Below are 20,676 nucleotides of genomic sequence, written 5' to 3'. Positions count from 1 at the left end.
GGATGGTGGAGACACACGGCGGGGGGCCGGACGACGGCACCGCTGAGGTGCTCGACCGCCCGCTGCCCGACGGCGTGCGCCGCCGGGTCGTGCAGATCGTGTCCGACGGCTTCGGTTCGCTGACCCTGGGCGAGCTGCCCGCCCAGCTGAGGCAGTACGCCAGGTTCGCCCCGAACCGCCGGGCCAAGTTCGCCGGCAACGCCATGGCCGCCGCCGTGGAGACCGACCCGCTCTTCCGCCAGCGCATCGGCGAGAAGTTCCGCGACGCCCAGCCCGAGCTGTGCGGTGCCCTGGACGCCGGCTCCCCGCCCCCGGCCGCCGACCCGCTGGACGTGGCCGCCGCGGCCTACGTGCTGCGCCCGCACGGCTGGGTGAAGCTGGTCACCGCCGCCGGCGAGGAGGCGCAGCGCGCGGACGCCGAGCGCGCCGACGAGGAGAACCGCGCGGAGCTGGAACGGCTGCACGAGGAGCTGTCCCGGGCCCGGGAGCACACCAGGACCGAGACCGAGCGGCTGCGCGGCGAGCTGGACGCGGCGAAGCGGGAGGCCGAGTCGCTGCACCGCAAGCTGCGCGCCGCCCTCAGCGACGTCAAGCGCGGCGAGGCGGCGCTGCGCAAGGTCCGGGCCGAGCTGGACGCGGTCCGGGCCGAGGGGCAGACCCAGGTGTCCGCCGCCGAGAGCGAGACCCGGCGGCTCAAGGGCCGGCTGGGGGAGGCCGAGGCGGCCCTGGAGGCCACCCGCAAGGCCGCCCGGGAGGGGCGCAGCGTCGAGGACATGCGCGTACGGCTGCTCCTGGACACCCTCCTCGACGCCACCCAGGGGCTGCGCCGCGAGCTGGCGCTGCCCCCGGTGTCGGTGCGGCCCGCCGAGACCGTGGACGCGGTCGAGCCGGGCCGGATGACGCCGAAGGACATCGCCAACCGGGCCCTGTCCGAGAACGACCCGGCGATCCTGGACCAGTTGCTGGCGCTGCCCCAGGCCCACCTGGTGGTCGACGGCTACAACGTCACCAAGACCGGCTATCCGCAGATGCCCCTGGAGAAGCAGCGGCTGCGGCTGCTCGGCCAGCTCTCCCAGCTCGCCGCGCAGACCGGCGCCGAGATGACCTGCGTCTTCGACGGGGCCGAACTCGTGGCGCCGGTGCTGCTCGCGCCGCCGCGCGGGGTGCGGGTGCTGTTCTCCAAGCCCGGGGTCACCGCCGACGAGCTGATCCGCCAGCTGGTGCGGGCGGAGCCGCCGGGCCGGCCGGTCATCGTCGTCTCCACCGACCGCGAGGTCGCCGACGGCGTGGCGCGCGCGGGCGCACGCCCGGTGGCGTCCGCGGTGCTCCTCAAGCGGCTTTCCTAGCCGCTCGTTCGCTTCGCGTTGGCTTCCGGCCACTTCTCTTCACTTCCGCACCAACCGTAACGTAGGCGCTCTATGCCCGAATTGACGGAAGCGTCACGCAACGTAGCGTCAGATGGGCGTCACTGCAGGTGAGTTGCGGCGGAAATCGCGGTGCGTAACCGTGATTTTTCGGCGGAGGATTTGAACTGATCACGAGTGGGTCACTAGGGTCACCCTTCGAACCCTCGCACGGGTGATCCCTCTCAAGAAGGAGCTCGTCTCCGTGGCGTCCCACCGTCGTCCCAAGCAGCCGAGCCGCACGCGCGTGACCGTGCTCACCACCGCTGCCGCCGCCGCTGTCGCTCTCAGCTCCCAGGCCGCCAACGCGGCCCCGAGTGAGAAGCCGAGCAAGGACGAGGTCAAGGCCAAGGTCGACAAGCTCTACGAGGAGGCCGAGCAGGCCACCGAGAAGTACAACGGCGCCAAGGAGAAGCAGGAGAAGCTCCAGAAGGAGATCTCCACCATCCAGGACAACGTCGCCCGCGGCCAGGAGGAGCTCAACGAGCTGCGCGACGGCCTCGGTTCGATGGCCAGCGCCCAGTACCGCTCCGGCGGCATCGACCCCTCGCTCCAGCTCTTCCTGTCCGCCGACCCGGACAACTACCTGGACAAGGCCTCCACCCTGGACCAGCTGAGCGGTCAGCAGGTCGAGGCGCTGAAGAAGATCCAGACCAAGCAGCGCGACCTCGCCCAGCAGCGCTCCGAGGCCTCCGAGAAGCTCAAGGACCTCTCCGCCACCCGCACCGAACTGGGCAAGAAGAAGAAGCAGGTCCAGGGCAAGCTCTCGTCCGCGCAGAAGCTGCTCAACACGCTCACCGCGCAGGAGCGGGCCGCCCTCCAGGAGGAGGAGCAGCGCTCTAACCGCGCCAGCGAGCGCCAGGTCCTCACCGGCGGCAAGACCACCCCCGCCTCCGGCCGCGCGGGCGCCGCCTTCGCCGCCGCCCAGAGCAAGATAGGCACGCCGTACGTCTACGGCGCCACCGGACCGTCCTCCTTCGACTGCTCGGGCCTGACCTCCTGGGCGTACGCGCAGGCCGGCGTCGGCATCCCGCGCACCTCCCAGGCGCAGGCCAACTACGGCACGCGCATCTCCTCGATGAGCGACCTCCAGGTCGGCGACCTCGTCTTCTTCTTCAGCGACCTGCACCACGTCGGCCTCTACGCCGGCAACGGCCAGGTCCTGCACGCGCCGCGCACCGGCACCAACGTCCGCTACGAGTCGATGGGCACCATCGGCGGTCCGTTCATGTTCGGCGTCCGGGTCTGATCCCGACGCCTCCCGCGCCACCCGGAGTCACCCCCGCCGTGCCGCCCGTTCGGGCGAATCACGTCCGGGCCCTGTGACCCCCCGCCCCGCCGGTGACCTGCGTCAGCGGCGGGGCGTCGCGTTGCGCGGCCCCCGAGGTCGTTGGCCGGTGCCCCGCCGTGGGGTTACTGTCTGCCGCGTTTCCCCGTCCGCCAGCGGAAGGAGTGCGGCTTCCCGTGGGGTCCCATCGCCGCCTTGCACCATCCGGGTTCGACCGCGGCTCCACCGCCGCCGTCGGCCTGCTCTCCGTGGCCGCCGCGCTCCTGGGCGCCGTACCGGCCGCGGCCGCCCCGCACGACGACCGGCGGGCGGAGGTGGACCGGCTGCACGCCGAGGCGGAGCGGGCGACCGAGGCCTACAACAAGGCCGACGCCCGCACCGACGCGCTGCGCGAGGAGGTCACCACCGCGCAGGACTCCATCGCCCGGCAGCAGCAGCGGGTCAACACCATGCGGGACGCGCTCGGTTCGCTGGCCGGCGCCCAGTACCGTTCCGGCGGCATCGACCCCTCGCTCGCGCTGCTGCTCTCCGCCGAACCGGACGACTACCTCGACCGGGCCTCCGTGCTGGACCGGATCACCACCCGCCAGGCGGGTGAGCTGAGGGAGCTCCAGCAGGCGATGCGCGACCTCGCCCAGGACCGGGCCGAGGCGGCCCGCAAGCTCACCGAGCTGGAGAAGGGCCGCAAGGCCGTCGCCGCCCACAAGAAGACCGTGGAGCGCAAGCTCGCCAAGGCACGCGCGCTGCTCGCCGCCCTGCCCGACGACGAACGCGACGCCTACCGGCGCGGCTCCCGCTCCGGCCGGGAGGACCTGACCGCCCTCGCCGGCGCCGCCGCCCCCGCCTCCGGCCGGGCCGCGGCCGCCTTCGCCGCCGCCCGCTCCGCCCTCGGCAAGCCCTACGTCTGGGGCGCCAACGGCCCCTCCGGCTTCGACTGCTCGGGCCTGACCCAGTGGGCCTACGCGCAGGCCGGGGTCGGCATCCCGCGCACCTCGCAGGCGCAGACCGGCGCCGGACGGCACGTGTCCCTGGCCGAGGCGCGCCCCGGCGACCTGGTCGCCTACCGCGACGACGCCAGCCACATCGGCATGTACGCCGGCAACGGGCAGGTGATCCACGCGCCCTACCCCGGCGCCCCGGTGCGCTACGACCCGGTCGGCATGATGCCGATCTCCTCGGTCACCCGGGTGTGACCCCACGGCCCCTCCCGGCGCCCGCGCTCTGCTCGCCCGGTGCCGTCCGCGGCCCCTCGCCCGTACGATCGGGAAGATGGCTGGTCGAAGGCGGGTGTCGGGTTCCTCGGTGGTGGCGCTGTGCCTGCTGCTCGTCGCGCTGGTGGCCTGCGGCGGCCGGACCGCGGCCGACCCCGCCCGGGCCGACGTCCAGCGGGTCCTGGACCGGCGTGCGGCGGCCGTCCTCGCCCACGACGCGGCCGCCTACGCGCGCACCGGCACCGGCACCGGCTTCGACCGCCTGAGCGCGATCCCGCTGGCCGACTGGTCCTACCGGGTACGGGACGTGGAGCGCACCGGCGACACCGCCACCGCCGACGTCGAACTGCGCTACCGGGTCGACGGCTACGACCGGGGCCCCGTCACCGCGGGCCGCACCGTGCGGCTGAGCCGGGAGGGCACGGCAGGGACCTGGGCCGTCGACTCCGACCGCCCCGCCGAGGAGTCCGGCCAGCAGCCCTGGGACCAGGGCAAGGTCGAGATCGTCCGCGGCACGCACAGCCTCGTCCTCGGCGTCGGGCAGTCCACCGCCGCCCTGCGCCGCTTCGCCGGCCTGGCCGACCGGGCGGTGCCGGCCGTCGCGGACGCCTGGGACGGCGACTGGTCCCGCCGGGTGGTCGTGGTCGTGCCCCGGTCGGTGGAGGGCATGGCGGGCCTGCTCGGCTCCCCGGTCTCCTCCTACCGGGGCATCGCCGCCGTCACCACCGGTGAGACGGGCGGCCGGGAACACGCACCCGCGGACCGGATCATCGTCAACCCCGACGCGTACGGGCTCCTCGGCGACCTCGGCAAGCAGGTCGTGCTCACCCACGAGACGACCCACGTCGCCACCCGCGCCGACACCACCTCGGCCACCCCGCTGTGGCTCTCCGAGGGCTACGCCGACTGGGTCGGCTACCGCGGCAGCGGACGCACCGCCGCCCAGGCCGCCCCCGAACTGGCCGACGCGGTCGCCGGGGGCCGGGTGCCCGCGCGGCTGCCGACGGACGAGGACTTCGGCTTCACCGCCGAGGCGGACGAACTGGCCCGGGCCTACGAGGGCGGCTGGCTGGCCTGCCGGATGATCGCCGAGCAGTGGGGCGAGGACCGGCTGGACGCCTTCTACCGCGCCGTGGGCGCCCACGACGAGCGCACCGGCGCGGTCGAGGGCGCGCTGCACGAGGTGCTCGGCACCACGGAGAAGGACTTCACGGCACGCTGGCAGAAGTACCTGCGAGCGGGGCTGGCCTGAGCCGCGGGTGCTCGCCGGCCGTGGTGCCGGAGGGGTTCACGGCGTGCCGGCGGGAGTGTCCGCGCAAGCCGTGGTGCGGCCGGGGTGCTCGGAGGGCTCGGCCGGGTCCGGGGACCCGCGGCGCACCGGGCTTCGCCACAGGGCACGGGCGCCGAGGAGGGTGGCGGTCACCAGCAGGCCGTTGCGGACGAACAGCAGCGTGCTGCCCAGGGGAGTGCTCGCCACGACGTCCGCGAACAGCAACGGGAAGTCCAGCAGCGTCAGCGGGGTCGCCGCCAGCACCAGGGAGACCGGCACCCGCATCCGGCTCGCCCGGAAGCACCGGCAGACCGCGCCCAGGCCCACCAGCCACACCAGGTACTGCGGACTGATCACCCGGCTGGTCACCGTGAACATCAGCACCGCCACGAAGGCCGCGTCCGCCGCCGTGTGCGCCGCGAACCGGGGCGCCGCCGGCCGTGCCGCCCGCAGCCGCCACAGCAGCAGCCAGCCGAACGCCAGCGCGCTCAGCCCCAGCGAGACCGTGCCGACCGTGTCCACGTGCGGGCCCAGGAACTCCATCGACCCGTAGTTCAGCAGCACCCCGCCCTCCCAGCCGAAGTGCCGGGCGACGTGGAAGACCAGCGCCCCCACCGACTCCACCTCGACGCCCCGCTCGCGCTGGAACGTCAGGAACGCGAACGCCCCGGGCATCGACACGGCGAACAGCACGGCCAGCCCCGCCCCGCTCACCGCGGCCGCGATCCACGGCCGCCACCCCCGCATCCCGACCAGCACCAGCGCCGGCCACACCTTCAGCAGCGCCCCGAGGGCCGCCAGCGCCCCCGCCACCCGCGGATGCCGCCCGGCGGCCAGCAGCGCGGCCACCGCGACGGCCGTGACCATCACGTCGTAGCGGGCGTACACCGTCGGCCCGAGCAGCGGCACGCCCGCCACCCACACCCACGCCCCGCGCGGCGACCGCCCCGCGCCCCGGCCCGCGTGCCACAGCAGCGCCAGCACGACGGCGTCCGTGACACACGCGAGGACGAAGAAGGCCGTCGCGTACTCCAGGAAGGGCAGCAGCGCGGGGGAGAGGATCGCGAAGGCCGCCGCCGGCGGGTACTGCCAGGTGACGTCCGCCAGCGGAAACGTTCCGGTGCGCAGGACGTCGGACCAGTCCCGGTAGATGACGGACACGTCGCTCGTGACGTCCGGACCGGGGAAGACCAGCACCTTCAGCACGAACAGCAGCAGCACCAGCCGGGTGGCGGCCCAGACCGCCGGCAGCCACACCGGTGACCGCCCCGCGTCCCTCGTCTCCACGTGCTCCCTGCCCGTCCGTGCCCGCCCGTCCCCGCCCGTCCCGGCCGTCCGCCGGTGCGGCCATGATGACCCGGACACCTGTGGGCGTGCCACAGGGACGCGGCCGGGCCCGGCGCCCGGCGGACGGTTCGGTAGGGTCGGCGGCGTGCGCAAGACCTTGATCGTGACGAACGACTTCCCGCCCCGCCCGGGCGGCATCCAGGCCTTCCTGCACAACATGGCGCTGCGCCTGGACCCCGAGCGGCTGGTCGTCTACGCCTCCACCTGGAAGCGGAGCCGCGAGGGCATCGAGGCCACCGCCGCCTTCGACGCCGAGCAGCCCTTCACCGTCGTACGGGACCGCACGACGATGCTGCTGCCGACACCGGGCGCCACCCGGCGGGCGGTGGGTCTGCTGCGCGAGCACGGCTGCACGTCGGTGTGGTTCGGGGCGGCCGCGCCCCTCGGCCTGATGGCCCCGGCCCTGCGCAAGGCGGGCGCCGAGCGGCTGGTCGCCACCACCCACGGCCACGAGGCGGGCTGGGCCCAGCTGCCCGCCGCCCGGCAACTGCTGCGCCGGATCGGGGAGTCGACGGACACGATCACCTACCTCGGCGAGTACACCCGCTCCCGGATCGCGGGCGCGCTCACGCCCGGGGCCGCCGCACGGATGGTGCAACTGCCGCCCGGCGTCGACGAGAAGACCTTCCACCCCGGCAGCGGCGGCGACGAGGTGCGCGCCCGCCTCGGCCTGACCGAGCGCCCCGTCGTCGTCTGCGTCTCCCGCCTGGTCCCGCGCAAGGGCCAGGACACCCTGATCCGGGCGATGCCGCGGATCCTCGCCGCCCAGCCGGACGCCGTCCTGCTGATCGTCGGCGGCGGCCCCTACGAGAAGGACCTGCGCCGCCTCGCCGAGGAGACCGGCGTCGCCGCCGCCGTCCACTTCACCGGCCCCGTGCCCTGGTCCGAACTGCCCGCCCACTACGGCGCCGGGGACGTCTTCGCCATGCCCTGCCGCACCCGGCGGGGCGGCCTCGACGTGGAGGGCCTCGGCATCGTCTACCTGGAGGCCTCCGCGACCGGTCTGCCCGTCGTCGCCGGCGACTCGGGCGGCGCCCCGGACGCCGTACTCGACGGCGAGACGGGCTGGGTGGTCCGCGGCGCCGACCCGAACGAGTCCGCCGACCGCATCACCACCCTCCTCGCCGACCCGCAACTCCGCCGCAGGATGGGCGAACGGGGCAGGTCGTGGGTCGAGGAGAAGTGGCGCTGGGACCTGCTGGCCGAGCACTTGAAGGCGTTGCTGTGACGCAGGGTGCCTTGTCCGCACGGTGAGGTGGACCGGCCCAGGGGCGCGGGGAACCGCGCGAGCGACCACGACGTACGTGAAGCCGCCGACGAACCGGACCCGGCACCCCGGAAGGCGCCCCTACTTGGCGTAAATCGCCTCGATCTCGTCCGCGTAATCCTTCGCGACAACATTCCGCTTCAGCTTCAACGACGGAGTCAAATGCCCCGACTCCTCCGTGAACTGCGCCCCCAGCACCCGGAACTTCCGCACCGACTCCGCCTTCGACACCGCCGCGTTCCCGTCGTCGATCGCGTCCTGGATCGCCGCGAGCAGATCCGGGTCCTCCCGCAGCGACACCGCGCTCGACCCGGCCGGCTTCCCGTGCTCCGCGCACCAGCGGCCCAGGAACTCCTCGTCGAGGGTGACCAGCGCACCCACGAAGGGCCGCCCGTCGCCGACCACCATGCACTCCGCGATCAGCGCGTGCGCGCGGATGCGGTCCTCTATGACGGCCGGGGCGACGTTCTTGCCGCCGGCCGTGACGATGATCTCCTTCTTGCGGCCGGTGATCCGCAGGTACCCGTCCTCGTCGAGGGTGCCGATGTCGCCGGTGTGGAACCAGCCGTCGGCCAGCGCCTCCGCGGTCGCCCCCGGGTTGTTCCAGTACTCCTTGAACAGGTGCTCGCCGTGCAGCAGCACCTCGCCGTCGTCCGCGATGCGCACCACGGAGCCGGGCAGCGGCTGGCCGACCGTGCCGATCTTCTGCCGGTCCCAGGGGTTGAAGGCGGTGGCCGCGCAGGACTCGGTCAGGCCGTAGCCCTCCAGGACCGTGAAGCCGATGCCGCGGAAGAAGTGGCCGAGCCGCTCGCCGAGCGGGGCGCCGCCGGAGATGGCGTACTCGCCGCGCCCGCCGAGGACCGTACGGAGCTTGCTGTAGACGAGCTTGTCGAAGACCTTGTGCTTGATCTTCAGACCCACGGACGGGCCCGCCGGGGTGTCCAGGGCCTTGCTGTACGCGATCGCGGTGTCGGCGGCCCGGTCGAAGATCTTGCCCTTGCCGTCGGCCTGCGCCTTGGCGCGCGCCGAGTTGTACACCTTCTCGAAGACGCGCGGCACGCCGAGGATCAGCGTGGGCCGGAAGGCGGCCAGCTCGTCGGTGAGGTTCTTGATGTCGGGGACGTTGCCCAGCTTGATCGGCGCGATCATCGGCGCGACCTGGACCAGCCGCCCGAAGACGTGCGCGAGCGGCAGGAAGAGGAGGACCGAGCACTCACCGGTGCGGAAGAGCGGCCGCAGCCGTTCCACCACGTTGCCGCACTCCGCGAAGAAGCTGCGGTGGGTGAGCACGCAGCCCTTGGGGCGGCCCGTGGTGCCGGAGGTGTAGACGATGGTCGCCGGGTCGTCGGCCTTCGCGATCGAGCCGCGCTCCTCGACGGTGGCGTCCGTGACGTCCTGGCCCAGCCGCCCCAGCTCCTCCACCGCGCCGGCGTCGATCTGCCAGACGTTCTTGAGGGCGGGCAGCTGCTCGCGCACCGACTCGACGGCGGCCGCGTGCCCGGCCGACTCCACGACGCACGCCGTGGCGCCCGAGTCGCCGAGGATCCACTGCACCTGCTCCGGCGAACTGGTCTCGTACACCGGCACGGTGATCGCGCCCGCGCTCCAGATCGCGAAGTCCAGCAGGGTCCACTCGTAACGGGTGCGGGACATCAGTCCGACCCGGTCGCCCGGCTGGACCCCGGCGGCGATCAGGCCCTTGGCGGCGGAGTGCACCTCGGCGAGGAAGGCACGCGCGGTCACGTCCTGCCAGGCCCCGCCCACCTTGCGGGCGATGACGGCGACGTCGGGATGCTGCGCGGCGTTTCTGCGGACGATGTCGGTCAGGTTTCCGTCCGCGGGGACCTCGTACAAGGCCGGAAGGCTGAACTCGCGCAAGACTGCTGCTCCTCATAGGGCGCCGGCGCCACGACGTTGTGTGATGCGACGGTGCGGTCCAAGGCTCGGGCTGTGGCTCCGGAGGACTCATGCGGGATTCACATGTTGAAATCCAGAGCACGACTGGACTGCCCGGACGTTACCCGCCGGTATGCGTTCTCCGACAGGGGGTCCCCGCGAGATGTTCGCTGCGTCACACGGATGGGGTTTGCTTTGCGCACAGTAGTCGACGGATCAACGGACCAGCCAGTAACCGCAGGTCCGACCGCCACTGTTCACAGCACGCGCGCGCTGCTTACGCTTGATCGCCATGGCACCCACACCGCCCCGTAACACGACCACGCGCGTCCACGTGGTCAGCGACGTCCACGGCAACGCCCGCGACCTGGCCAGGGCCGGCGAGGGCGCCGACGCCCTGATCTGCCTCGGGGACCTGGTCCTCTTCCTCGACTACGCCGACCACTCGCGCGGCATCTTCCCCGACTTGTTCGGCGTCGCGAACGCCGACCGCATCGTCGCGCTGCGCACCGCCCGCCGGTTCGCCGAGGCACGGGAGTTCGGGGCGCGGCTGTGGGCCGGGGTCGACGGGGAGCGCCGGGAGCTGATCGAGCGGGCGGTGCGCAAGCAGTACGCCGAACTGTTCGCCGCGTTCCCCACCCCGACGTACGCCACCTACGGCAACGTCGACGTGCCCCCGCTGTGGCCCGAGTACGCGGGGCCCGGCACCACCGTGCTCGACGGGGAGCGGGTGGAGATCGGCGGCCGCGTCTTCGGCTTCGTCGGCGGCGGGCTGCGCACCCCGATGAACACGCCGTACGAGATCAGCGACGAGGAGTACGCCGCGAAGATCGAGGCCGTCGGCGAGGTGGACGTGCTGTGCACCCACATCCCGCCCGAGGTGCCGGAACTCGTCTACGACACGGTGGCCCGGCGCTTCGAGCGGGGCAGCCGCGCGCTGCTGGACGCGATCCGCCGCACCCGTCCCCGCTACGCCCTGTTCGGGCACGTCCACCAGCCGCTGGTACGGCGGATGCGCGTCGGCGCGACCGAATGCGTGAACGTCGGTCACTTCGCGTCCACGGGACGGCCGTGGGCGCTGGAGTGGTGACCGGGCGCGGCGTACCCGCGCAGGTGGGTGGTGGCATCCGCCCTGCCCGTGCGCGATAGCCTTCACGCGGCACACACGTAGCGGCCCGCATCCGGAGGAGCCACGGCGATGGCGGAACACACCAGCTCGAGCATCACCATCGAGGCGGCACCGGCCGACGTCATGGCGGTGATCTCCGACTTCGAGCGCTACCCGGACTGGACCGGCGAAGTGAAGGAGGCCCAGGTCCTCGCGACCGACGCGCAGGGCCGTGCCGAGCAGGTCCGGCTCGTCATGGACGCCGGGGCGATCAAGGACGACCAGACGCTGGGGTACACCTGGACCGGCGAGCACGAGGTGTCCTGGACGCTGGTGAAGTCCCAGATGCTGCGCTCCCTCGACGGTTCCTACCACCTCCGCCCGGCGGGCACGGGCACGGAGGTCACCTACCGCCTCACGGTGGACGTCAAGATCCCCATGCTCGGCATGATCAAGCGCAAGGCGGAGAAGGTCATCATCGACCGAGCCCTGGCAGGCCTGAAGAAGCGAGTCGAGTCGGACAAGTAGCACCGTAGCTGCGGGCAATCGTGCCTCCCCCAGTGCCTGAACGGCCTGGGAGGTACCCCCAGGGCGGCACGGGTGGGCGCAGCGGCACCCGGCCGGCGCCGGCCCGCGAACCCACGCCCACCCCAGCGCCGGTCACCAGCCCAACCGGCGGAGCCCCCAGGTACCGTTCACCCCCATGCGCACCCTCCTGATCACGGGCCCCGGCGGCACCGGCCGCACCACCGTCGCCGCCGCCACCGCGCTCACCGCCGCCCGCGAGGGCACCCGCACCCTCCTCCTCGGCACCGACCGCGACGACACCCTCGGCGCCGTGCTCGGCCTGCGCACCGGCCCGGCGCCGGCCCCCGTCGAACCCGGCCTCACCGTCTGGCGCCCCGACGCCGCTCAGGGCTTCCGGGACGGCCTCGCCGCCCTCCAGGACCGCGCCGCCGCCGCGCTCGACCTCCTCGGCGCCGCCCGCCTCGACCCCGAGGACCTCACCCCGCTGCCCGGCGCCGAGGACCTGGCCCTGCTGCGCGCCCTGCGCGAGGCCGCCCTCGCCGAGGCGCACGACCTCCTCGTCGTCGACCTCCCGCCCGCGCCGCGCGCCCTCGCCCTGCTCGCCGCACCGGAGGAACTGCGCCGCTGCCTGCGCCGCCTGCTCCCGCCCGAACGGCAGGCCGCCCGCGCCCTGCGCCCCGTCCTCGGCCGGCTCGCGGGCGTCCCCATGCCCGCCGAGGCGCTGTACGAGACCGCCGCCCGCTGGGACCTGGAACTCGCCGCCGCCGAGGCCGTACTGGCCGACCGGAACACCGCCGTACGGCTGGTCGCCGAACCGGGACCGGCCGGAGCCGACGCCGTCCGCGCCACCACCCTCGGCCTCGCCCTGCGCGGCCTGCGCACCGAGGTCCTGGTCGCCAACCGCGTCCTGCCCGAGGACACCCCGGCGGACAGCTGGCTCAGCGGCCCCCTCGCCCAGCAGCGCAAGACCCTGGAGGAATGGCGCGGGACGTACGACGTCCGCGTCGTCGCCCATCTCGGCCGCGACCCGCGCGGCACGGACGACCTGGCGGCCCTCGACGTGCCGGGCGTCAACCCGGACGCCTCCCCGGTCGAGTGGCCCGTCACCGACCGGCTGGCCGAGGACGGCGTGCTGGTCTGGCACATCCCGCTGCCCGGAGCCGTGCGCGAGGACCTCGACCTGATCCGCCGCGGGGACGAACTGGTCGTCGCCGCCGGGCCCTTCCGCCGCATCGTCCCGCTGCCCTCCGCGCTGCGCCGCTGCGCCGTCGACGGGGCCGCGCTGCGGGAGGGCGTACTCGCCGTCCGGTTCGCACCGGACCCGGAGCTGTGGCCGCGGGAGCGCTGACCAAAGCCGTGGCCCCCGGGGGCGCCGACCCGACGGGACCCGCCTGAGTAGGAGCCCGTTCGGGTAACGTCGTAAGGACGAACCGTAGTCAGGAGTCCGTCATGAGCGAAGAGCTCCCCCCGTCCGAGGCCCCCCGCCCCGACGAGGCCGACGCGGTCGACGAGACGCGAGCGACCGACGCCGACGCCTGGGCCACGGCGTGCGCCGAGGACCTGGAGGCGGAGAAGGCCCGCCGCCGTGCCGAGTACGGGCCGCCGCCCGGGTCCGCCGCCGAGGAGCTGCGCCGGCTCGTCGACACCGTCGCGGACAAGCTGTCCGGCCTCCAGTCACCGCTGCTCGGCCAGCTCGCCGGGCCCGCCGCCCAGCAGGTGGTCCGGCAGGTCGTGCAGCAGGCGAAGGCCGCCGTCGAACCGGTCATCGAACGCAACCCGGGCGTGTTCGACCACCTCGCCGCCGCCGGCGGTGAACTCCTCGCCGCCTACCGCTCCGCCGTCCAGAACCAGGAACGCCGCTGGACCACCGGCGACACCGCGCCCCGGGACCCGCGCGACCCCCGCGACCTGGACGGACACGACGCCGACGGCCGCGACGAGGGCGACGAGGGCACCGGCCCGGGACAGCGCATCGACCTGGACTGAGCCCCGCCTCGGGTACGGTTGCCCTTAGCGGGGCTCGACCGAACTGAGGGATTCATGGGACTCACCATCGGCGTCGACATCGGCGGCACGAAGATCGCGGCCGGCGTGGTCGACGAGGAAGGCAACATCCTCTCGACCCACAAGGTGCCGACCCCCACCACGCCCGAGGCCATCGTGGACGCCATCGCCTCCGCGGTGGAGGGCGCGCGGGTGGGACACGAGATCGTCGGCGTCGGTATCGGTGCCGCCGGATACGTCAACCGCCAGCGCTCCACGGTCTACTTCGCGCCCAACATCGACTGGCGCCAGGAGCCGCTCAAGGAGAAGGTCGAGGCCCGCGTCGGCCTCCCGGTCGTCGTGGAGAACGACGCCAACGCCGCGGCCTGGGGCGAGTACAAGTTCGGCGGCGGCAAGGGCCACCGCAACGTCATCTGCATCACCCTCGGCACCGGCCTCGGCGGCGGCATCATCATCGGCAACAAGCTGCGCCGCGGCCACTTCGGCGTGGCCGCCGAGTTCGGCCACATCCGCATGGTGCCGGACGGCCTGCTGTGCGGCTGCGGCTCGCAGGGCTGCTGGGAGCAGTACGCGTCGGGCCGGGCGCTGGTGCGGTACGCCAAGCAGCGGGCCAACGCCACCCCCGAGCGCGCCGAGGTGCTCCTCGCGCTCGGCGACGGCACCCCCGACGGCATCGAGGGCAAGCACATCTCCGTCGCCGCCCGCCAGGGCTGCCCGGTCGCCGTCGACTCCTACCGGGAGCTGGCCCGCTGGGCCGGGGCCGGCCTCGCCGACCTGGCCTCGCTCTTCGACCCGTCCGCCTTCATCGTCGGCGGCGGCCTCTCGGACGAGGGCGACCTGGTCCTCGACCCGATCCGCAAGTCCTACAAGCGCTGGCTGGTCGGGGGCAACTGGCGCCCGGTCGCCGACGTGATCGCCGCCCAGCTCGGCAACAAGGCCGGCCTGGTCGGCGCGGCCGACCTGGCCCGGGAGCCCGACCCGATCATGTAAACGCCGGTCACTGCCAGCCCCCAAGGGGCGCGGGGCGGAGTCCATGTGGGGCTCCGCCCCGCGGGCGCGACCAGCCACAACGAACCGGCAGTCGCCCACAGGCCTCGCGCCCCGACCCACAAGGCGCCCGATCATGCGGTCCCGTAAATTGACGGCATGGCAACGTCCCTCCCCGCGCTCCCCAACTCCCGCACCGAACCCGACGGTTCCGCGGTCATCCGTGTCCTGAGCTACAACGTCCGCTCACTGCGCGACGACACCGACGCCCTCGCCCGCGTCATCACGGCCTGCGCGCCCGACCTCGTCCTCCTCCAGGAGGCCCCGCGCTTCTTCCGCTGGCGCAAGAAGATCACCCGGCTCGCCTCCGCGTCCGACCTGGTCCTGCTCTCCGGCGGCGGCACCGCCGCCGGCCCCGCGCTGCTCTGCTCGCTGCGGGCCACCGTGGAGCGCACCGAGGACGTGCTGCTCCCGCTCACCCCCGGCCGGCACCGCCGGGGCATCGCCGCCGCCGTGGTCCGGATCGGCGGGGCCCGTCTCGGTGTACTGAGCACCCACCTGTCCCTGGACGCGGACGAGCGCCACGAACAGGCCGGGCTGCTCCTCGGCCACCTGGCCGGCCTCGGGGTGAAGCACGCCGTCGCGGGCGGCGACCTGAACGAGCGCCCCGGCGGCCGCACCTTCCGGCGGCTCGGGGACGGGCTGCGCGACTGCTGGACCGCGGCGCCCTGGGGCGGCGAGTACACCTTCCCCGCGACCGCTCCCGACCGCCGTATCGACGCGGTCTTCGTCACCGAGGGCGTCGAGGTGCTGGGCTGCGGGGTGCCGACGGGACTGACCGGGGTGGCCGAGGACGACCTGAGGGCGGCCACGGACCACCTCCCGGTCCTGACCGCCCTCCGGGTACCCGCCGGCGCCGCCTGATCCCCGGGCCCGGCCCGGTCGCGCGGTCCGGCCGCCCGGCTACACCACCGCGCCGCGCCCCGGGTCGTCGTCGTCCTCGTCGCCCGTCCGCATCCGCATGACCAGGGTGGCGAAGCCGCCCAGGAAGCCGCCGATGCTCAGGGTCGTCAGCCACCAGGTCATGTCCCAGCCGAGCACCACCGCCAGCAGGAGCAGCACCGGACCGCCGAGGACGCCCAGCCAGGCGAACTTCGCGGTGGGGTCGGCCTCGGGCAGCGGCGGCGGCTCGGGCGGCACGAAGTGACCCTCGTCGTCCGCGTCGAAGTCGTCGTCGGACGGCTCGGCGGGCGTGTGGTCGCGGGGGCCGACGCCGGGCGCGAAGGCGACGGAGCTGCCCAGCGGCCGGTCCGGGGCGGGCCGGTCCGCCCCGGGCTTCTCGTCGTTCACCTCCGTCTCCAGCAGCGCCAGGTCCTCGACCGACTTGAACGGCTTCGCGCCCGGCGGGTCCGGGGGCTCCTCCCCGTACCCGGCGACGATCGAGGCCCAGGCGGCGTCCTCGTCGAAGGGCACGTCCGGCGCCCCGGGGCCGCCGTCCGCCGCGCGCTCCCGTCCCTCGCGGTGCTCCCGCTCCAGGTCCCGCTCCTCGCGCTCCTCGCGGTCCTCGCGGTCGGAGTCGTGCTCAGCCACCTGCGGCCGTCCCTTCCTTGCCGAGACCGGACTCCGGTTCCCCGACGGAACCGGGCGCGAGCCGGTCGATGAACGCGACGCTCTGAGCGAAGATCCGGTCCGCATCGTGGTCCAACGTCGCCACGTGATAGCTCTGTTCCAGCAGGATCTCCGTCACGTCCGTCGACGACACCCGGCCCAGGATCCGCGCCGAGTCGGCCGGCGGCACCACATGGTCCTGCGGACTGCGCAGCAGCAGCAGCGGCTGGGTCACCTGCGGCAGGTCGCCGTCGGCCAGCCGGAAGAAGGCGCGCAGCGAGTGCGCCGAGTGCAGCGGCACCCTGTCGTACCCCAGCTCCGTGCTGAGCGGCTTGGCGATGTCGCTGGCGATCCCCTTCGTCGCGGGCACCAGGTGGCGCAGCACCGGAAGGGCGTGCTGGGCGACGCCGTGCATCCGGTTCGCCGGATTGACCACGACCACGCCGCTGACCGCGTCCCCGTGCTTGGCGGCCAGCCGCAGCGCCAGCGCGCCGCCCATGGACAGCCCGGCGACGAAGACCCGCGCGCAGCGCTCGCGCAGCACGCGCAGCTCGCGGTCCACCTCCGCGTACCAGTCCGGCCAGCCGGTGACCTGCATGTCCTGCCAGCGGGTGCCGTGCCCGGGCAGCAGCGGCAGCGCCACCGTCAGGCCGCGCGCGGCCAGGTACTCGGCCCAGGGGCGCAGCGACTGCGGGGAGCCGGTGAAACCGTGACAGAGGAGGACGCCGACCTCACCGCCCTCGTGGCGGTACGGCTCGGCTCCGGGCAGGACCGACACGTCTCGGTCTCCTGTCGTCAGGGATTACTCGCGGGTCTTTCACCGTACGCGACCGCACTGACACCGACCAGGGCCGTCGGGGCCATTGACGGCACCGCGGGATAAGGTCTGACCCACGGACACGGGAGGCACTCGGTTGTTGTACGGCGCGATGAAGGTCACCATCGGGGGCTCGCTGAAGCTGGCCTTCCGGCCCTGGGTGGAGGGCCTGGAGCACGTTCCGGCCGAGGGGGCCGCCATTCTGGCGAGCAACCACCTGTCGTTCTCCGACTCGTTCTTCCTGCCCGCCGTCCTCGACCGCAAGGTGACCTTCATCGCCAAGGCCGAGTACTTCAACACCCCCGGGGTCAAGGGCCGGCTGACCGCCGCCTTCTTCAAGGGCGTCGGCCAGCTCCCGGTGGACCGCTCCGGCGCGCGCGGCGCGGGGGAGGCGGCCATCAAGAGCGGCATGGAGGTGCTGGAGCGCGGCGAGCTGTTCGGCATCTACCCCGAGGGCACGCGCTCCCCGGACGGCCGCCTGTACCGCGGCAAGCCGGGCGGCCTCGCGCGCGTGGCGCTCGCCACCGGCGCGCCCGTCGTCCCCGTCGCCATGATCGACACCGAGAAGATCCAGCCGCCCGGCCAGGTGATGCCGAAGCTGATGCGGCCCGGCATCCGCATCGGCAAGCCGCTGGACTTCTCCCGCTACCAGGGCATGGAGCACGACCGCTTCGTGCTCCGCGCGGTGACCGACGAGGTCATGTACGAGATCATGAAGCTCTCCGGCCAGGAGTACGTCGACATGTACGCGACCGCCATGAAGCGGCAGCTCGCGGAGGCGGCGAAGGCCGAGAAGGCCGCCAAGGGCGACAAGGCCGCCAAGGGCGACAAGGCGGCGAAGGCCGCGCAGGACCGGGCCGGTACGTAGTCCGGGGCACCGGGTGCCGGTGACCCGGAGAGGGGGGACATGGCCAGGCGCGAGAGAGTCATGAGGATGTCGGTCGAGCAGCCGCTGTGGCGCGCGCTGGCCGGCTACCGCGTGCTCACCATGCTGTACGCGATCGGCTTCTTCGCCACCGCCTGGTCCGGCTTCGACCGCCCCTAGCTGGCCGTCGCCTACTACGCGGTCCTCCTCGTGTGGACCCTGGCCACCCTCCCCAAGGTCGCGAACGCCGCGAGCTGCACCAAGCGGTTCCTCGCCGCCGACCTCACCGTCGCCCTGACCGGCATCCTGCTCACGCCCTTCGCCGACGCCCACGAACGGGTCATGGACGGCGGGCCGACCCTGCCGTCGATATGGACCGCAGGCTCCGTGCTCGCCTTCGCCGTCAAGGGCGGCTGGCGCTGGGCCGCCGTCGCCTCCACCCTCGTCGCCGTCGCCAACCTGGTCGAACGCGGCACCCCGGCCCGTGACACCGTCCACAACGTCGTCCTGGTCTGGGTCGCCTCCATCGCCATCGGCTACGTCGTCGAGGTCGCCCGCGCCTCCGAGCGCACCCTCGCCCGCGCCCTGGAGATCGAGGCGGCGACCAGGGAACGCGAGCGGCTGGCCCGGGACATCCACGACAGCGTCCTGCAGGTGCTGGCGATGGTGCAGCGCCGGGGCGCCGTCATCGGCGGCGAGGCGGCCGAGCTGGGCCGGCTGGCCGGTGAGCAGGAGGTCGCCCTGCGCACCCTGGTCTCCGGCGGCCTGGTCCCCGTCTCCCGCGTGTCGGAGGACACCGCCGAGGGCGCGGTCGTCCGGGTGGTCGAGGAACCGGAGGGGGCGGACCCGGACGGTCCCGTCGACCTGCGCGCCCTGCTCGCCCCGTACGCCGGTTCGCTGGTGAACCTGGCCGAACCCGGCGCCCCGGTCCTCCTGGCCCCGAACGCCGCGCGGGAGCTGGCCGCCGCCGTGGGCGCCGCGCTGGACAATGTCCGCCAACACGTCGGCGAGCGGGCGCGCGCCTGGATCCTGGTCGAGGACGAACCGGACGAGGTGATCGTCACCGTCCGCGACGAGGGGCCCGGCATCCCGGACGGGCGGCTCGCCGAGGCCGAGGGCGAGGGACGGCTCGGCGTGGCCCTGTCGATCCGGGGCCGGCTGCGCGACCTCGGCGGCACGGCCGAGCTGATCTCGGTGCCCGGACAGGGCACGGAGGTCGAACTGAAGGCACCGAAGAAGACCGCCGGCACCACGGCGCGGGGGAAGGCAGCAGACCATGAGTGAACGACAGGACCCGATCAAGGTCATGGTGGTCGACGACCACCCGATGTGGCGCGACGCGGTCGCCCGCGACCTGGCCGAGTCCGGCTTCGACGTGGTCGCCACCGCCGGGGACGGCGACCAGGCGGTGCGCCGCGCCCGCGCCGCCGCCCCCGACGTCCTCGTGCTCGACCTCAACCTCCCCGGCAAGCCCGGGGTCCAGGTCTGCAAGGAGGTCGTCGGCGCCGACCCGAAGCTGCGGGTGCTGGTGCTCTCGGCCAGCGGGGAGCACGCCGACGTACTGGAGGCGGTGAAGTCCGGCGCGACCGGATACCTGCTGAAGTCGGCCTCCACCGAGGAGCTGAGGGACGCGGTGCGCCGTACGGCCGCCGGCGACCCGGTCTTCACCCCGGGCCTGGCCGGACTGGTCCTCGGCGAGTACCGCCGCCTCGCCTCCGAACCCGCACCCGCCGCCGGCACCGACGACCCCGGCGCGCCCCGGCTCACCGACCGGGAGACCGAGGTGCTGCGCCTGGTCGCCAAGGGCCTGAGCTACAAGCAGATCGCCGAACGCCTGGTCATCTCGCACCGCACCGTGCAGAACCACGTCCAGAACACCCTCGGCAAGCTCCAGCTGCACAACCGGGTGGAGCTGGTGCGGTACGCGATAGAACGGGGTCTGGACGACGCCTGACCCGCGCGGGACAGTGGAGTGGCCTCAACCACCCACTGTGGCAAGGGGATTACGCGATGAAGGTCGGAGTACTGACCGGCGGCGGCGACTGCCCCGGGCTCAACGCCGTCATCCGGGCCGTCGTCCGCAAGGGCGTCCAGGAGTACGGCTACGACTTCACCGGCTTCCGGGACGGCTGGCGCGGCCCCCTGGAGGGCGACACCGTCCCGCTCGACATCCCGGCCGTCCGCGGCATCCTGCCCCGCGGCGGCACCGTCCTCGGCTCCTCGCGCACCAACCCGCTCCAGCAGCAAGGCGGCATCCGGCGCATCAAGGAGAACCTCGCCGCACTCGGCGTCGACGCGCTCATCACCATCGGCGGCGAGGACACCCTCGGCGTCGCCACCCGCCTCGCCGACGAGTACGGCGTGCCCTGCGTCGGCGTCCCCAAGACCATCGACAACGACCTGTCCGCCACCGACTACACCTTCGGCTTCGACACCGCCGTCGGCATCGCCACCGAGGCCATCGACCGGCTGCACACCACCGCCGAGTCCCACATGCGCGTCCTGGTCGTCGAGGTCATGGGCCGGCACGCCGGCTGGATCGCCCTGCACTCGGGCCTGGCCGGCGGCGCCAACGTCATCCTCATCCCCGAGCAGCGCTTCGACGTGGAGCAGGTGTGCTCCTGGGTGACCTCCCGGTTCCGGGCCTCCTACGCCCCGATCGTGGTCGTCGCGGAGGGGGCGGTGCCGAAGGACGGCGACATGGTGCTCAAGGACGAGTCCCTGGACTCCTACGGACACGTCCGGCTGTCCGGGGTCGGCGAGTGGCTGGCCAAGCAGATCGAGAAGCGCACCGGCAAGGAGGCCCGCACCACCGTCCTCGGGCACGTCCAGCGCGGCGGCACGCCCAGCGCCTTCGACCGCTGGCTCGCCACCCGTTTCGGCCTGCACGCCATCGACTGCGTCCGCGACGGGGACTTCGGCAAGATGGTCGCCCTGCGCGGCACGGACATCGTCCGGGTCCCGATCGCCGAGGCCACGGCCCGGCTGAAGACGGTCGACCCGGCGCGGTACGAGGAGGTCGGCGTCTTCTTCGGCTGACGTCCGGCCGAACGGCCGCTGACCGGCGACGGCGGGCC

At 73.6% G+C, this 20,676-nt stretch carries 18 protein-coding genes and 1 pseudogene; 15 read left to right on the top strand and 4 right to left on the bottom strand.

The annotated features are described in order from the left end of the window. Nucleotides 1-2 precede the first annotated feature (2 nt). The 4 genes from K7854_RS01005 to K7854_RS00990 all read left to right on the top strand — a co-directional run bounded on the left by K7854_RS01005 (nucleotide 3) and on the right by K7854_RS00990 (nucleotide 5,154). Nucleotides 3-1,346, top strand: coding sequence for an NYN domain-containing protein (locus tag K7854_RS01005; protein WP_226024405.1), 1,344 nt, complete (start codon nucleotides 3-5; stop codon nucleotides 1,344-1,346). A 262-nt stretch (nucleotides 1,347-1,608) separates the two neighbouring features. After that, nucleotides 1,609-2,652 carry a C40 family peptidase gene (locus K7854_RS01000; protein WP_226024404.1) on the top strand — a complete coding sequence of 348 codons (1,044 nt, stop codon included), beginning with the start codon at nucleotides 1,609-1,611 and terminating at the stop codon, nucleotides 2,650-2,652. Between the two features lie 215 nt (nucleotides 2,653-2,867). Next, the gene (locus K7854_RS00995) at nucleotides 2,868-3,884 is read left to right on the top strand and encodes a C40 family peptidase (protein WP_226024403.1); all 1,017 of its coding nucleotides are present in this window, start codon (nucleotides 2,868-2,870) and stop codon (nucleotides 3,882-3,884) included. A 76-nt stretch (nucleotides 3,885-3,960) separates the two neighbouring features. Then, nucleotides 3,961-5,154, top strand: a complete 1,194-nt coding sequence (locus K7854_RS00990) for a hypothetical protein (protein WP_226024402.1) — start codon at nucleotides 3,961-3,963, stop codon at nucleotides 5,152-5,154. Between the two features lie 36 nt (nucleotides 5,155-5,190). Here K7854_RS00990 and K7854_RS00985 read toward each other — a convergent pair whose 3' ends face one another. Beyond that, a complete protein-coding gene (locus K7854_RS00985) occupies nucleotides 5,191-6,459 on the bottom strand; it encodes a glycosyltransferase 87 family protein (protein ID WP_226024401.1) in 1,269 nt (422 codons plus the stop codon). A gap of 145 nt (nucleotides 6,460-6,604) precedes the next feature. Between K7854_RS00985 and K7854_RS00980 the strand changes: the two genes are divergently transcribed. Next, nucleotides 6,605-7,747 carry a glycosyltransferase family 4 protein gene (locus K7854_RS00980; protein WP_226024400.1) on the top strand — a complete coding sequence of 381 codons (1,143 nt, stop codon included), beginning with the start codon at nucleotides 6,605-6,607 and terminating at the stop codon, nucleotides 7,745-7,747. Nucleotides 7,748-7,867: 120 nt separating this feature from the next. Here the strand turns inward: K7854_RS00980 and K7854_RS00975 are convergent, their stop codons facing one another. Beyond that, nucleotides 7,868-9,664 carry an AMP-dependent synthetase/ligase gene (locus K7854_RS00975; protein ID WP_226024399.1) on the bottom strand — a complete coding sequence of 599 codons (1,797 nt, stop codon included), beginning with the start codon at nucleotides 9,662-9,664 and terminating at the stop codon, nucleotides 7,868-7,870. 310 nt (nucleotides 9,665-9,974) lie between these two features. Here K7854_RS00975 and K7854_RS00970 point away from each other — a divergent pair, with 310 nt between their 5' ends. From K7854_RS00970 to K7854_RS00945, 6 genes are all read left to right on the top strand, one after another. Next, nucleotides 9,975-10,772: a metallophosphoesterase family protein gene (locus K7854_RS00970; protein ID WP_226024398.1), complete on the top strand. Its 798-nt coding sequence runs from the start codon at nucleotides 9,975-9,977 to the stop codon at nucleotides 10,770-10,772. Nucleotides 10,773-10,880: 108 nt separating this feature from the next. Continuing rightward, complete coding sequence (locus K7854_RS00965) at nucleotides 10,881-11,318, top strand: SRPBCC family protein (RefSeq protein ID WP_226024397.1); 438 nt, start codon at nucleotides 10,881-10,883, stop codon at nucleotides 11,316-11,318. A 175-nt stretch (nucleotides 11,319-11,493) separates the two neighbouring features. Next, the gene (locus tag K7854_RS00960; RefSeq protein ID WP_226024396.1) at nucleotides 11,494-12,666 is read left to right on the top strand and encodes an ArsA family ATPase; all 1,173 of its coding nucleotides are present in this window, start codon (nucleotides 11,494-11,496) and stop codon (nucleotides 12,664-12,666) included. 101 nt (nucleotides 12,667-12,767) lie between these two features. Next, nucleotides 12,768-13,304 carry a DUF5304 domain-containing protein gene (locus K7854_RS00955; protein ID WP_226024395.1) on the top strand — a complete coding sequence of 179 codons (537 nt, stop codon included), beginning with the start codon at nucleotides 12,768-12,770 and terminating at the stop codon, nucleotides 13,302-13,304. A 54-nt stretch (nucleotides 13,305-13,358) separates the two neighbouring features. Continuing rightward, nucleotides 13,359-14,312: an ROK family glucokinase gene (locus tag K7854_RS00950; RefSeq protein ID WP_007448618.1), complete on the top strand. Its 954-nt coding sequence runs from the start codon at nucleotides 13,359-13,361 to the stop codon at nucleotides 14,310-14,312. Nucleotides 14,313-14,468: 156 nt separating this feature from the next. After that, nucleotides 14,469-15,233 carry an endonuclease/exonuclease/phosphatase family protein gene (locus K7854_RS00945; protein WP_226024394.1) on the top strand — a complete coding sequence of 255 codons (765 nt, stop codon included), beginning with the start codon at nucleotides 14,469-14,471 and terminating at the stop codon, nucleotides 15,231-15,233. Nucleotides 15,234-15,272: 39 nt separating this feature from the next. On the opposite strand, the gene K7854_RS00940 is transcribed toward K7854_RS00945, so the two are convergent. Both K7854_RS00940 and K7854_RS00935 read right to left on the bottom strand, forming a co-directional pair. After that, nucleotides 15,273-15,899 carry a hypothetical protein gene (locus K7854_RS00940; RefSeq protein ID WP_226024393.1) on the bottom strand — a complete coding sequence of 209 codons (627 nt, stop codon included), beginning with the start codon at nucleotides 15,897-15,899 and terminating at the stop codon, nucleotides 15,273-15,275. After that, nucleotides 15,892-16,695 carry an alpha/beta hydrolase gene (locus tag K7854_RS00935; RefSeq protein WP_226024392.1) on the bottom strand — a complete coding sequence of 268 codons (804 nt, stop codon included), beginning with the start codon at nucleotides 16,693-16,695 and terminating at the stop codon, nucleotides 15,892-15,894. The genes K7854_RS00940 and K7854_RS00935 overlap by 8 nt, the downstream gene beginning before the upstream one ends. Nucleotides 16,696-16,846: 151 nt before the next feature. Between K7854_RS00935 and K7854_RS00930 the strand changes: the two genes are divergently transcribed. The 4 genes and pseudogenes from K7854_RS00930 to K7854_RS00915 all read left to right on the top strand — a co-directional run bounded on the left by K7854_RS00930 (nucleotide 16,847) and on the right by K7854_RS00915 (nucleotide 20,638). Further along, nucleotides 16,847-17,602 carry a lysophospholipid acyltransferase family protein gene (locus K7854_RS00930; protein WP_226024391.1) on the top strand — a complete coding sequence of 252 codons (756 nt, stop codon included), beginning with the start codon at nucleotides 16,847-16,849 and terminating at the stop codon, nucleotides 17,600-17,602. A 39-nt stretch (nucleotides 17,603-17,641) separates the two neighbouring features. Then, nucleotides 17,642-18,883 (top strand): annotated as a pseudogene (gene macS / locus K7854_RS00925) (MacS family sensor histidine kinase). Further along, a complete protein-coding gene (locus tag K7854_RS00920; protein ID WP_226024390.1) occupies nucleotides 18,876-19,553 on the top strand; it encodes a response regulator in 678 nt (225 codons plus the stop codon). Before macS ends, K7854_RS00920 begins: the two are co-directional and overlap by 8 nt. Nucleotides 19,554-19,609: 56 nt before the next feature. Further along, nucleotides 19,610-20,638, top strand: a complete 1,029-nt coding sequence (locus K7854_RS00915; RefSeq protein ID WP_226024389.1) for a 6-phosphofructokinase — start codon at nucleotides 19,610-19,612, stop codon at nucleotides 20,636-20,638. Nucleotides 20,639-20,676: the final 38 nt, after the last annotated feature.

Source organism: Streptomyces hyderabadensis, from assembly GCF_020404845.1.
GTDB lineage: Bacteria > Actinomycetota > Actinomycetes > Streptomycetales > Streptomycetaceae > Streptomyces > Streptomyces hyderabadensis.
Note: the sequence above shows the minus strand (reverse complement) of the source record. Positions and strands in the feature narration are given on the sequence as shown.